This is a genomic window from Polyangium sp. 15x6, assembly GCF_029960785.1.
Taxonomy (GTDB): Bacteria; Myxococcota_A; Polyangia; order Polyangiales; family Polyangiaceae; genus Polyangium.
The window spans coordinates 1-11631 of record NZ_JASBQE010000177.1 but is presented as its reverse complement, the minus strand read 5'-3'; the positions used below and the strand labels follow the sequence as shown (position 1 = coordinate 11631).

General features: G+C 70.4%; 9 protein-coding genes. 6 read left to right on the top strand and 3 right to left on the bottom strand.

Annotation, left to right across the window (positions count from 1 at the left end):
* Window positions 1–166 precede the first annotated feature (166 nt).
* From QHF83_RS51600 to QHF83_RS51590, 3 genes are read left to right on the top strand one after another with little or no spacing between them, the layout of a single operon-like run.
* Window positions 167–1042, top strand: coding sequence for a DUF692 domain-containing protein (locus QHF83_RS51600; RefSeq protein ID WP_282425559.1), 876 nt, complete (start codon window positions 167–169; stop codon window positions 1040–1042).
* Entirely contained in the window at window positions 1035–1835 is an 801-nt protein-coding gene (locus QHF83_RS51595; RefSeq protein ID WP_282425558.1) for a putative DNA-binding domain-containing protein, read from the top strand. Before QHF83_RS51600 ends, QHF83_RS51595 begins: the two co-directional genes overlap by 8 nt.
* A gap of 22 nt (window positions 1836–1857) precedes the next feature.
* The gene (locus QHF83_RS51590; RefSeq protein ID WP_282425557.1) at window positions 1858–4068 is read left to right on the top strand and encodes an SUMF1/EgtB/PvdO family nonheme iron enzyme; all 2211 of its coding nucleotides are present in this window, start codon (window positions 1858–1860) and stop codon (window positions 4066–4068) included.
* On the opposite strand, the gene QHF83_RS51585 is transcribed toward QHF83_RS51590, so the two are convergent.
* On the bottom strand, window positions 3989–4588 hold the full coding sequence (locus QHF83_RS51585; RefSeq protein WP_282425556.1) for a phosphatase PAP2 family protein: 600 nt from the start codon (window positions 4586–4588) through the stop codon (window positions 3989–3991). The two genes, QHF83_RS51590 and QHF83_RS51585, sit on opposite strands and share 80 nt — an antisense overlap.
* Before the next feature lie 50 nt (window positions 4589–4638).
* Between QHF83_RS51585 and QHF83_RS51580 the strand changes: the two genes are divergently transcribed.
* Both QHF83_RS51580 and QHF83_RS51575 read left to right on the top strand, forming a co-directional pair.
* Window positions 4639–6117 carry a hypothetical protein gene (locus tag QHF83_RS51580; RefSeq protein WP_282425555.1) on the top strand — a complete coding sequence of 493 codons (1479 nt, stop codon included), beginning with the start codon at window positions 4639–4641 and terminating at the stop codon, window positions 6115–6117.
* Window positions 6114–7979 (top strand): HEAT repeat domain-containing protein, encoded by a 1866-nt coding sequence (locus QHF83_RS51575; RefSeq protein WP_282425554.1) that lies wholly within the window; start codon window positions 6114–6116, stop codon window positions 7977–7979. The genes QHF83_RS51580 and QHF83_RS51575 overlap by 4 nt, the downstream gene beginning before the upstream one ends.
* A gap of 327 nt (window positions 7980–8306) precedes the next feature.
* Here the strand turns inward: QHF83_RS51575 and QHF83_RS51570 are convergent, their stop codons facing one another.
* Window positions 8307–9245 (bottom strand): TIGR01777 family oxidoreductase, encoded by a 939-nt coding sequence (locus tag QHF83_RS51570; RefSeq protein ID WP_282425553.1) that lies wholly within the window; start codon window positions 9243–9245, stop codon window positions 8307–8309.
* Window positions 9246–9262: 17 nt separating this feature from the next.
* Here QHF83_RS51570 and QHF83_RS51565 point away from each other — a divergent pair, with 17 nt between their 5' ends.
* Window positions 9263–10354 (top strand): hypothetical protein, encoded by a 1092-nt coding sequence (locus QHF83_RS51565; protein ID WP_282425552.1) that lies wholly within the window; start codon window positions 9263–9265, stop codon window positions 10352–10354.
* On the opposite strand, the gene QHF83_RS51560 is transcribed toward QHF83_RS51565, so the two are convergent.
* A complete protein-coding gene (locus tag QHF83_RS51560; protein ID WP_348980543.1) occupies window positions 10335–11123 on the bottom strand; it encodes an acyl-CoA desaturase in 789 nt (262 codons plus the stop codon). The genes QHF83_RS51565 and QHF83_RS51560 overlap by 20 nt on opposite strands.
* Window positions 11124–11631: the final 508 nt, after the last annotated feature.

The following is an 11631-nucleotide window of genomic DNA, read 5'->3' as shown; positions in this document are numbered from 1 at the left end:
CCCGGCAGCAGCGGCGACGCCCGCGCCCGCGGCGACGCCCGCCCCGGCGGCGACCCCGGCCCCGGCGACGACGGCGAAGGCCGCGCCGAAGCCCGCGCCGAAGAAGGCCGCGGCGCCCAAGAAGGGCGCGGAAGCGGCCTGCGGCGAAGGATCCTGCGGCTAGAGGGTGGCCGTTCGGTCGACGATCACGGGGGTCGGGCTCGGGCTCAGGTTCGATTTCCTCGACGACGTGCTCGCGCGGCTCGAGGCGGACACGCCGCTCGGCCCCGCGCGGTTTTTCGAGGTCGCGCCGGAGAACTACATGCGCCGGGGCGGGTTCGTCCCGGCCGCGCTCGAGCGGATCGCGGCGCGTTATCCGCTGCTCTCGCACGGGCTCTCGATGTCGCTCGGCGGGCTCGATCCCTTCGATGACGCCTACATGCGCGAGCTCGCCGCCTTCACGCGGCGGTTTCACGTGCCGTTCCACTCGGACCACCTGTGTTTTTCGGGGATCGCGGGGCGGATGGTGCACGAACTGTTGCCATTGCCGCTGACGCGGGGCGCCGCGGCGCACGTGGCCGCGCGAGTGCGGGAGGCCGAGGAGCGGCTGGGGCTGCCGATGGTGGTCGAGAACATCACGCGGTACGTCGTGCCAGGCGCGCCGGAGATGAGCGAGGCGGCGTTCGTCGCCGAGGTGCTCGATCGTTCGTGTGCAAAGCTTTTGCTCGACGTGAACAACGTGTACGTGAACGCGATCAACGACGGCACGGATCCGGTCGCGTTCCTCGAGGCGATCCCGCTCGATCGCGTGGCCGCGATCCACGTGGCCGGGCACGAGAAGCGCGCCGGGACGGACCTCGTGATCGACACGCACGGCGCGGACGTGCTCGGCGAGGTGCTGTCGCTGCTCACATGGACGATCGAGCGGACGGGTCCCGTGCCGGTGGTGCTGGAGCGGGATCACGCGATCCCGCCGCTCGACGAGCTGCTCGGGGAGCTCGGGCGGGTCGAAGCGGCCTACCAGGCAGGGCTCGCGGCGCGGGAGGCGCGGGCGCGTGGCTGAAGAAGAGGAGGGGCGGGCCGCGATCGCCGAGGCCACGGCGGCGTTCGCGGCCGTCGTGCGAGGGCCGCCGGAGCAGACGCGGCGCGGGGTGTACAGGTCGCTCGTTCGCCGCGGGATCCTCGGGGCGGTGCGGGCGCAGATGCCACGCACGGCGATGGCGCTCGGGGCGCGGTTCGAGGCGACGGTGGACCTTTGGCTCGACGAGGCGCTGCCGAGCTCGCCGTACCTGCGCGACACCGCGGCCGAGCTCGTCGGCTGGGCCGCGGCGCGCTGGGCGGAGGATACATCCGTTCCGCCGTGGATTTCCGACCTCGCGCGGTTCGAGGTCGCGCGGTTCGAGGTCGCGGCGGCGGAGACGGCGGGCGAGCCGAGCGGGCTTCCGCTCGCGCTCGATCGGGCGGTCGCGTTCGGCGGCGCGGCGCAGGTCGCTCGGTATTCGTGGGCGGTGAATCGCTTGCCGGAGGGCGCGCCGGGCGAGCCGGAAAAAGAGCCCACGGCGGTGCTTCTCTACCGGGACGGGGCGCACGAGGTCCGGTGCCTCGTGCTGTCGCCGCTCGCGGCCGAGATCCTCGCGCGGCTCCTCGGGGGCGCTCGGCTCGGGGAGGCGGTGACGGCGGCGTGCGCGGCGCTCGGGGAGCCGCTCGGCGACGCGGTGTTGCGCGGCACGGCCGAGGTGCTCGCGGACCTCGGGGAGCGCGGGGTGGTCCTCGGCGCGGCCTTCGAGCAAGGAAATCACGATCACGTGACGCACGCGGCGAGCGAGCGCGGTATAGTCGCGGGCGAACGAACATGAGCCGACACCTTCGCGTTTGCCCATGACGACGAGCTCGCAACAGGACCCGCTCGGCATCACGGGGACGATCCTCGCCGAGAAATACCGGATCGACGCACTCATCGGCGAGGGTGGCTTCAGCGTCGTCTACCGCGCCGAGCACCTCATCTGGCAGCAGCCAGTGGCGATCAAGTGCTTCCGCATCCTGGCGCAAGCGCCGGAGAACAAGCGCGACGAGCTGCTCGACGGCTTCATCCAGGAGGGCCGGCTGCTCGCGAGCCTGTCGAGCCGATCGGCGGCGATCGTGCAGGCGCGCGACATCGGCAAGTTCACGACCGCGGACGGGATGTGGATCCCGTACATGGTGCTCGAGTGGCTCGAAGGAAAGACGCTCGATCACGTGCTCTTCGTGGAGCGCGTGAGCGGCGCGAAGCCACGCGAGATCCACGAGGCGCTCGCGCTGCTCGAGCCGGTCGCGGTGGCGCTGGAGATCGCGCACGCGAAGAACATCGCGCACCGCGACATCAAGCCCGCGAACATCTTCGTCATCGGAGATCCGAGAGGGCCTTCGCCGTTCACGAAGATCCTCGACTTCGGCATCGCGAAGGTGATGGCCGATCACGCGGCCGCGACGGCGGAGCTCGCGCAGACGGGCAAGGAGATCACGGCGTTCACGCCGAACTACGGCGCGCCCGAGCAGTTCAGCCGCTCGTACGGCGCGACGGGCCCGTGGACCGACGTGTTCGCGATGGCGCTCATCATGGTCGAGGTGCTGCGCGGCGGGGTCCCGGCATTCGAAGGTGATGACTTCATCCAGTTCGCCCTCGCGAGCCGCGATCCCATGCGCAGGCCGACGCCGCGTACGCTCGGCGTTCCGGTCTCGCCCGAGGTCGAGGCGGTGTTCGAGAAGGCGCTCGCGGTCGCGCCGACGGACAGGTACCCGTCGATGGGTCGGTTCTGGGCCGCGCTGCACGAGGCCGTGTTCCCGGACATCCAGTGGAACCCGGGGACGACGAGCGGCGTGTCGTCGTCGATCACGTCGTCGCCCGGCGGACGATCGGCATCACGCGCGAGCATGCCGGGGCCGCTGCAGGAGACGCTCCCGCGCCCGAGCAGTGGCACCGCGGTGATGCAGGGAGCGTCGTCGCCGCAGGACGCGCAGCTACGCACGACGCAGGACCCGCCGGGATCGCTGGCGACGCCGCCGGCGGCGCCGAGCGTGCCGGTGAATGCGCGGCCCGCGGATCAGGGCAAGGGGCTCATGGCGTTCGCGGCGATCGCCGCGGTCGCGCTGCTCGGCGGCAGCTTCGCGGCGTACAAGATGTTCACGAAGCCCTCGGGCGGGACGCCGACCGCGGGTTCGTCCGCGCCGGTCGTGAGCGCGGCGCCGGTCGTGAGCTCGTCGGCGATCGCGGCGACGGCGCGGCCGACGGAGTGTCCGGCGGGGATGGTGCTCGTCCCCGGCGGCAAGTTCTTCATGGGCTCGGACGAACAGTCGTTCAAGCTGTGGCAACCGGCGCACAAGGTCATTCTCGACACGTTCTGCGTGGACCTGCACGAGGTGACGGCGGCCGAGTACAAGGAGTGCTCGGACCTCGGCGAATGCAAGCGACCGGAGGTCGCGCCGAACTGGCCGAAGACGGCCGGGAGCACGGACGAGGAGCACGAGAAGAAGCGCGAGGCGTACTCGGAGTTCTGCACGTTCGGCAAGGCGGGCCGCGAGAACCACCCGGTCAACTGCGTGAGCTGGTACCAGGCCGACGGGTACTGCAAGTGGCGCAAGAAGCGCCTGCCGACGGAGGCCGAGTGGGAGTACGCGGCGCGCGGCTCCGACGGTCGAAAGTTCCCCTGGGGCGCGGACGAGGCCGCGGCGGGGCACATGAACGCGGGCGGCAAGGAGTGGGCGTCGTGGGAGAAGGCGCAAGGCCTCAAGCTCACGGGCACGCTCTACGAGATCGACGACGGCTTCCCGGGCACCGCGCCCGTCGGCAGCTTCCCGAAGGGCAAGACGCGCTTCGGCGCGGACGACTTCGTCGGCAACGTGTGGGAGTGGACCGCGGACTGGTACGAGACGTACAAGGCCGAGGACGAGCAGATCAACCCGAAGGGCGCGCCCGCGGGTGACCGGAAGGCGATCCGCGGCGGCGGCTTCAACGGCGGCGTGCAGCAGTGGCTCAATCCGGCGTTCCGCTTCCATCAGGTGCCGGACGCGACGACGCCGGTGATCGGCTTCCGCTGCGTGATGAACCTTTGAGTTCAAAGCGAAAGCGGAGCCGCGCCGCGACGAAGCCGATCGACGTGCCGAGGAGCGCGCCCGCGAGGATGTCGCTCGGGTAGTGCACGGCGAGGAAGCATCGCGACCAGGCAACGAGCGCGGCGAAGACGAACGCGGGGACGGCGAACACGGGGCGCACGAAGGCGACGAACGCGGCGAAGGCGAACGAGCCAGCCGCGTGTCCGCTCGGGAAGGAGTGCCCGCCGGGCGAGGAGATGAAGACGGGCTCGCAGGCGGCGAGCGCGTCGCAGGGCCTCACGCGGCCGACGAGGGCCTTCACGGTGGAGACGAGGGCGCTCGTGACGGCGAGCGCGGCGATGAGGCGCGCGGTCGTTTCGCGGGTCTTTTCGCGGGCGAGAAAAGGGACGAGGGCGAACATGCCCCAGCCGCCGCCGAGAAAGGTGACGGCGACGAAGAGGGGCGTGGCCCAGGCGGGCGAGCCGCGGGCGGCGCGGAGGAGGGCCTCGTCGGCCGTCAGGATTACTTCGAGGAAGCTCAAGCGCGGAGAGGATATTCTCTCGCGTCCGCTCCCTGCTAGGTTGTCTGCCCGTGCCGGTCCCGGACCATCTCCTCGGCGATACGTCGGTGACGGGGCCGCTCGGCTCCCTCGCGTTGTCCCAGGTACGCCCTGGGAGCACCGTGCTCGCGCTCCGGGCGGTGAAGTGGCACGAGGGGCTCGGGCGGCTCGGCGTCGTCTTGCCCTTCGCGCTCGTGCACGACGTGGGTCTGCTCTTCGCGACCTCGCGGGATCACGTGGAGATCGGGCCCCGCTGCGAGCCTTCGTCGATCGCGCGCGGGATGCCGGATCTCCTGCGGCTCCTCGAGGGCTACCGGCGCATGCTCGAAGAGCTCGGGCAGAGCGAGGCGGCGCGGCGCGCGCCGGAGCTCAAGATGAGCGACGACCTCGTCATCGTGCTGCTCTCGCGGCTGCTCGGCGCGGTCGCGTCGCGCGTGAACGTGCCGCCGGCGTACCGCGCGGCGGTGCCGATGGATGCGTCGCTCTTCGAGCGGATCGAGCCGCAGCTCCCGCAGCTCTTCTCCACGGCGCGGCGCGGCTTCGAGGCGTCGGCGCTCTCGGCGCTCGAGGTCTCGCGTCTCTTCGTGCTGACGATGACGGACGCGCTCGACCTCGACACGCTGCGGCTCTTCGGCATGCTCGGCGCCGAGGGCGCGGGCGGCGCGCTCACGCAGGTCGATCTGCTCGCGGCGCTGGAGTCGCCCGAGGCGAACGACATCGTGAACTTCTCGCTGGAGATCCTGCCGAGCGTGCTGGAGACGAAGACGCGGCCCGCGGCGGGGACGACGGCGGCGCACGGCTACTCGGGCATCGGGACGCGCGGGTCGATCGACGGGCTCGTGCTCACGGAGCTCGCCTGGGACGACCTCGAGCTCGCGCGGAGGCTGCTCGACAACGAGGTGCTCTACTACGCGCGTGAGCAGAGCCGCGACGAGCAGAAGCGGGTGCATTACCTGCTCGTCGACGCGTCGGCGTCGATGCGCGGCGACCGGCAGACGTTCGCGCGGGGGATGGCGATCGCCACGGCGAAGAAGCTCTTGCTCGAAGGCGAGGACGTGGCGTTCCGGTTCTTCGACGCGCGGCTCTACGAGATCCACCGGGCGCACGGGGACAAGCTGCCGACGGCGCACGTGCTCTCGTTCAAGGGCGAGCGCGGACGAAACCCGGCGCGTGTGTTCGCGGAGCTCGCGACGGAGCTCGATCTCCATCGCCACCGCGATCCACGCTCGCCCGTCGTGCACCTCTTCACGCACGCGGCGCTCTACATTCCGCGCGAGATGGTGCAGGCGGTGCGGCGCTCGGCGCACATCGCGGCCGTGTTCATCCTGCCCTCGGGCGGCAAGCTCGACCTCGACTACCTCGACCTGCTCGACGCGCACTGGGTCGTCGACCACGCGACCTTGTCGAGCGGATCGGCGCGCGCCAACGCGGCGCGGTCGATCCTCGATCAGACGACGGCGTCCTCCGGGGACGAGGCGGGCAAGGGCGCGGCGAAAGGGGCGGAGGCGTGAGCGGTCGGCCAGTGTCGGATCTGCGCGAAGAAGCGCGGATGGCGAGCTCGCGGGGCGACCTCGGGCGCGCGAGGCTGTCGCTCGTCGCGGCGCTCGGGCAGACGATCGCGCGCGAGGAGGAGTACGCCGGCGCGGTCCGCGATCTGCGCGAGGTGCTCGTCGCGATCGGCGATCTGCGCGGCGCGCTCACGCTCGACTGGTACACGGGCAGCGAGAAGGGGCAGCGCGACCTCGTGGCGAGTGGGCGCGTGCCGATGATCGATCGCGCGCGCACCTACCTCGCGTGGGCCGATCGGGCCGAGGACGCGTCGCGCAAGCAGGCGCTCTACGCGAAGGCCGCGGACGAGTACGAGTCGGCGGGCCTCGTGGCGCAGGCGGCGATCGCGCGCGAGCGGGGCGGCGATCTGTACCGGGCGCGCGCGCTCTGGTCGCGCTTGTCGCAGATCCTCGGCGCGTCGGGCGGGGACTTTTACGCAGCGGGGCTCGCGCGCTTCAACCTCGCGCGCACGTCGATGCGCACGGGCGAGCCCGCGGCCGCGCGCGAGGCCGTCGTGGCGGCGGTGCACCTGCTCGAGGAAGCGGCGGATCGGTACGAGACCATCGGCCAGCGCGAGCGCGCGTTCGACTGCTACCAGGTGCTCATCGCGATCGGCCGGGAGAGCGGCGAGTTCGAACACGTGCTCGAAGGCTACGTGAACGTGATCCGCATCCTGCGCGAGGATCACCTGCGGTATTACGCGCTCCAATCGTACGAGGAGGCCCTCTCCGCGGCGGAGAAGCAGAAGGAGGTCTCGGCCGCGGCCACGCTCGCGCGCGAGATGAGCGCGTACGCGCGGAAGGAGGGGCTGCCGGCCGTGGCGAACTTCGGGACGCTCGCGCAGGCGCGCCTCTGGCAGGAGGTGGCCGCGGCGTCGACGGCGCGCGGCGCGCCGCCGTCCATCGCGGAGAACGCCCTGCTCGCCGCGGTGATCGCGCTCGGCGAGGCGGGGCAGTACGGCAAGGTCGGCGGGGTGTACGAGAAGCTCGCGGCGCTCGACCTCGAAGAGGCGCGGCGCAAGCACTACACGAACGCGCGCAAGCGCTACGTCGAGGCGCAAGACCTACGCATCGAGAGCCAGCCCTTGCCGGCGCATCTGCGCCACGAAGTCGGCTTCCCCGAGGTCTGGCACGTCGATCTCGTCGAGTGGGAGCAACGCGGCAGCGCGAGCCAGTCCGCGGGCGACGTCGTGCTCGACCCGTCCGCGTGGTCCGAGGTGACGCGAAGGCGCGCCATGCTCGCGCGGCTCACGGCGCTCGCGATCGAGGCCGAGGAGGAGGCTTCACCGGGCCGGACGGCGCAGAGCCAGCTCTACTCCACGCTCGCCGAGCAGCTCGCGCTCGTCGAGCTCTACACGATCCTCTCGCCGCTCGAGGTCCTCTTCCGGAGGCCCGAGCGCGAGGTGCGGATCGCCGTGATCCGCGCGCTCTCGCGGTTCCTATACAAGCGTACGTTCATCACGCTGCGCGAGGCGCTCGTCGACCCCGAGGGCGGCGTCGTCCAGGAGGCGGCGAAGGCGCTCGAAGAGCTGCGCTTCCCGCACGCCTTCGATCCGCTCGCGCGCATCTACCGCGAGTCGCAGAGCCCCGTGGTGCGCGCTTCCGCGGTGAAGGCGCTCGCGCGCATCGACACCCTGGAGGCCGCCGAGATGCTGCTCGGCGTGATCGAGCACGACGGACGCGAGGAGCGTCAGGCGGCGATCGAAGCCCTCAAGAGGGCGCGTGGCATGAAGTTCGTGGACGTCGCGAAGTCTGCCCTGCCCGGCCTTTCGAGCGCGGCGCAATCCGCCGTCCGCGAGGTGCTCCGGAGCCGCGGAATCGGCTGATTTCGACTGGAAACGGCCCCTACCAGCCTTTGAATTCCAGTACCCGCGTACGTCTCGTACGGGGACATCAGGTCAAGACCGGACACGGGATTCCAACTCGTCCCGAGCGATCCGGAGACGAAGATGTCCTATTCATGGACTCATGGACGGCGCGCTTCGGGGGGAGCGTCTCACCAGGCCGTCCCGGCCCCCGGGAAGTTGCTGCTCGACAAGGTCGACTTCTCGGCGACTCCCGGTGGCCGGCGTCTTTTGAGGCGCTTCGCCGGGGAGAACGATCGCAGGACGGTCCTCTCCCCGGCGAAGCGCGAGGCGCTCCGCGAGGCCGCCCTACGGCGTCAGGATCGACGCGAGCGCCGGAACGAGCGACGGGTACTGAAACACGTAGCCGAGCTCCTGCGCGCGGGTAGGCAAGACACGTTGCCCCGTCGTGACCACCATCGAGGCCTCGCTGCCGAGCGCGACCTTCACCGCGGCCTCGGGCGTCGTGAACCATGAGGGCCTGCGCATCACGCGGCCGATCGCCGACGCGAGCTCCTTGCTCGTCGCGGGCTCGGGCGACACGACGTTGACAGGTCCACGCGCGCGCGCATCGCCGAGCGCGAGCAGCGCGAGGCCCACGACGTCCTCCGCGTGCACCCACGCGATCACCTGCGAGCCCGGCGCGATCGGCCCGCCTGCGAACATCTTGAAGGGCAGGATCATCTTCTCCAGCGCGCCGCCGCCTTCCCCGAGCACGACGCCGATCCGCAGCATCACCGTGCGCACGCCGAGCGCCTCGGCCTTCGCTGCCTCGGCTTCCCATCGCGTCACCACGTCCGCGAGAAACCCTTCGCCGCGGCGGCTCGTCTCGTCGAGCGCCTCGTCGGGCGGCCTCGGCCCGTAGTAGCCGACGGCCGACGCGCACACGAACACCTCGGGCTTCTTCTCGGCGCGGCGGATGCCCTCCACGACGAGGCGCGTCGAGTCCACGCGACTCGCGACGATCGCGCGGCGTGCTTCGTCGGTCCATCGCTGCGCGACGGGCTCGCCCGCGAGGTGGATGATCGCCGACGCGCGACCGACCTCATCGAGCCACGGCCCTTCGTGCTCGGGATCCCACGCGACGGCCGTCGCGCCCGCGGGCAGCTTTCCTCGTGCTCGGTTGGGATCCCGCGTGAGCACTGTCACGCGATCGCCGCGCTGGAGAAGCGTCTCCGTGAGACGCCGACCGATGAACCCGGTGCCGCCCGTCAAAAGGACCGTCTTCACCACGGCGGTCTTTACCATGGTAAGAGGCTACCGACATGGAACTCGAGGTCTTCCGCAAGCTCCCGCTCGGCGGCACCGATCGCCGCGCCATCGTCCAAGCGCTGGCCCAGGACGGCCCTCGCGTCGCGCGAGGGCTGCTCGCCGCGCAGCGATCCATGATCAGGCCGCGCGGCGCGCACCTCGCGAAGGACACGGCCGTCGTCATCCTCGGCGGCTCGAACGGCATCACGCGGGCCCTCGCGGTGCAGCTCCTCTTCGGCGAGCGCGCGGCCGTCTTCGGCGTGCACTACGACAGCGAGAAGATGCAGATCGGCGGCCACCACGTCGCGGCGCTCGTCGAGGCGGCCACGGCCGAGGGGCTCACGGCGCGCTTCTGGAACGCGGACGCGACCAAGCCCGAGACCGTCGAGGAGGTCGTCGCGGAGCTGAAAGGCAAGTACCGCGCGGTCCACCTCGTCAACGGCATCGCGGCGGGCGCGACGAAGCGGTACGTCGAGCATGGCCCGACGAACGTGAAGGACATCGACGTCGCGTTCGATCCGATCCTTCAGGTCCCGGATTTCAGCCGACCGGAGAACATCCGGCGTGTCGGGCTCGTGGAGGTCGAGGTCGCGACGGACACGGACATCGAGCGGACGAACCGTTTCATGGGCACGTCATCGCTCCTCTGGGCCGAGCCGCTCGCCGCGGCGGGCCTCGTCGCGAAGGGCGAGAGCGTGGTCGCGTTCTGCGATTACGACTTCGAGCCCGACGATCCGGTCTACGCGATGGGCCCGCTCGCGGGGGCGAAGAAGCTCCAGCGAAAGACGATGCAGGAGATTCACGATCGACTCGGGGCGCGGACGGTGCGGCTCTGTTATCCGGCCGTGGCGACGACGGCGCTCGGCGCGATCCCCGGCGGCCTGCTCATGTATGGCCTCTCGGCGCAGATCCTGAAAGAGCGCGGGCAATACAAGGACGTGCTCGAGCTCGGGGCGGCGACCGCGCCGATCTTCGCGCGGGACTTCCAGGGCTCGATCTTCCGCCTCGACGAGGCCTATCAAGCGGCCCTGCCCGAGTTCCACCGGCGCAAGGACGCGCTCTCGCCGGAGAACCTGCGCGACGCGTTCAAGTCGCTGTATCGATGATGGGCGAAACCTCCGGGCTCGGCTCGTAGCGGCCGACCTGGGGGTGCTCGCCGAGATCGATGATCTTCAGGAAGGCGAGCAGGCGGATGACGTGCCACGTCGGGTCGAGCTCCCAGGCGCGCACGGCGAAATTCGGGGCCTGGCCGAAGCGGTGGTGGTTGTTCTGGAAGAGCTCGCCCATCGTCACGAAGTCGAATGGCAGCGTATTGCGCGAGTCGTCCTTGCTGTCGAAATTCCGATATCCATACCGGTGACCGCACCAGTTCACGATCGCGCCGTGAATGACGCCCATCAAGAAGTGCGCGGGCAAAAGCAAGAATTGCCACCAGGCGGTCGCGAACACGAGATAAAAGACGACGTACGCCGTGCCCCAGGCGAGGCGGCCCGGCCAATCGCCTCCGATGCGGTCGACGAGCTCCCACTCGGGATATCCGCCGTCGAACTTCGGCTCGGGCGTCTCGATGCGATACGCGAGGTCGTGATAACGCTTCTTCGTCCCCCACATCATCGCGAACGGATTGCCGGTGTGGCGCGGTGAATGCGGATCCCGCTCGGTGTCGCTGTAGGCGTGGTGATGCCGGTGCAGGATCGCATACGCCCGCGGGACGAGGAACGAGGAGCCCTGCGCGATGAACGTGAGCAGATAAAAGAAGCGCTCCCAGCCCTTGCTCATCGTGAACATGCGGTGGGAGGCATAGCGGTGCAGGAAAAACGTCTGGCAGAATATGGACAGCGCCCAGTGCCCGACGAAGAACAGCGCGATTGCCATGCCTCCGTGGTAGGCGAGGCCGGACGCGCGCACCGTCACGGCTGGGTCATCTTTCCGTCGGTCCAGGGACAGCGCGCCGGTGGGAAGCGTGGAAACCACCTCGGCGCCGCTCCGCGTCGTGATCGTGTTTCGTGCGTTGAATGCGCCGTGGACGCTCTCGTCCAAGCCATTTGGTCGAGCGCCGATCGGGGACCCGAGCCCGTTCGCGCGCGAAGGCTAGCTTGCTTCCGATGCATCACTCGGCCCCGTCGTGGGGCCCTTGCCCCCGGTTGGCCCCGGCGGAGAGCTCTGCTAGCCTCGGCACGTCCTTGTCGAACTCGGGTGCTTACCTGGGAGGAACTCGAATGAAGATGCGATTCTTTGCGATGCTTGGTGCAGTGGCTTGTATGGCGTTGACGGCGTGTGTGGTCGTCGACAACAGCGGCGCCGGCGGCGCTGGCGGTGACGGCGGCTCGGGCCCGGGCGTCGGCGGCAACGGCGGCGCGGGCGGCGGCACGGGCGGCGCGGG

Excerpts from the sequence above, each read along its gene's own strand:
- QHF83_RS51570 (WP_282425553.1), bottom strand. The coding sequence starts at position 9,245 with ATGGTAAAGACCGCCGTGGTGAAGACGGTCCTTTTGACGGGCGGCACC.
- QHF83_RS51565 (WP_282425552.1), top strand. The coding sequence starts at position 9,263 with ATGGAACTCGAGGTCTTCCGCAAGCTCCCGCTCGGCGGCACCGATCGC.
- QHF83_RS51590 (WP_282425557.1), top strand. The coding sequence starts at position 1,858 with ATGACGACGAGCTCGCAACAGGACCCGCTCGGCATCACGGGGACGATC.
- QHF83_RS51560 (WP_348980543.1), bottom strand. The coding sequence starts at position 11,123 with ATGGCAATCGCGCTGTTCTTCGTCGGGCACTGGGCGCTGTCCATATTC.